The sequence below is a fragment of the Kitasatospora sp. NPDC059571 genome, from assembly GCF_042735675.1.
Classification (GTDB): domain Bacteria; phylum Actinomycetota; class Actinomycetes; order Streptomycetales; family Streptomycetaceae; genus Kitasatospora.
In genome coordinates this window covers 1-567 of sequence record NZ_JBHWBW010000569.1, presented here as the reverse complement: position 1 = coordinate 567, position 567 = coordinate 1, and the positions used below count along the sequence as shown (strand labels likewise).

Genomic DNA, 567 nt, shown 5'->3' with positions numbered 1-567 from the left:
CCCGACCGCCCGCCGCCGCCCCGGAGGCCCCCCCCGCGGATCCGGGCGGCCCGGTCGGCGTCCCCGCCGCCCGCGCCCGCCAGCTCGGTGCCGAAGCCGGGCACGTACACCGCCACGTCGTCGGCGGTGTCCGGATCGCCGTGGCAGAGCACCGCCCGACCCTGGCCCTCGGCCGCGAGGGCGAGCAGCAGGACGTCCGACTCGGCCCGTGCCAGCCGGTCGGCGATCGCCCGCAGACCGCGCCGGACCGGCTCCGGCAGCGCGTCCGGGTACGCCAGCAGCCCGGTGAGCAGCAGCCGGTTCGCCCGGTCCCGGTCGCGGGCGGGCAGCCCGTCCAGCGCGCCGACCAGGTCCGGCCGGCTCTCCGTCAGAGCGTCCCGGGCGGCGGGGGCGAGGCGGCGCCACCAGGCGGCCACCTCGGCCGGCGGCGCGCCCGGCGGCGGCAGGGCGGCCCGCAGCCGGGCGTTCAGTGCCTCCTCGGGGTCCGACAGCCGCACCTGTTCGGCGACCACCCCGGCGACGGTCAGTGCACCGCCGCCGCGGGCCGCGGCCGCCAGGGCGGCGAAC

The 567-nt window shown here is 82.0% G+C and carries 1 protein-coding gene; it reads right to left on the bottom strand.

Going from position 1 to position 567, the window contains the following annotated elements; genetic code table 11:
• Positions 1 to 567 (bottom strand): alpha/beta hydrolase (locus ACFV0G_RS35645; protein ID WP_380556903.1); only part of this gene is annotated, 567 nt, incomplete at both ends.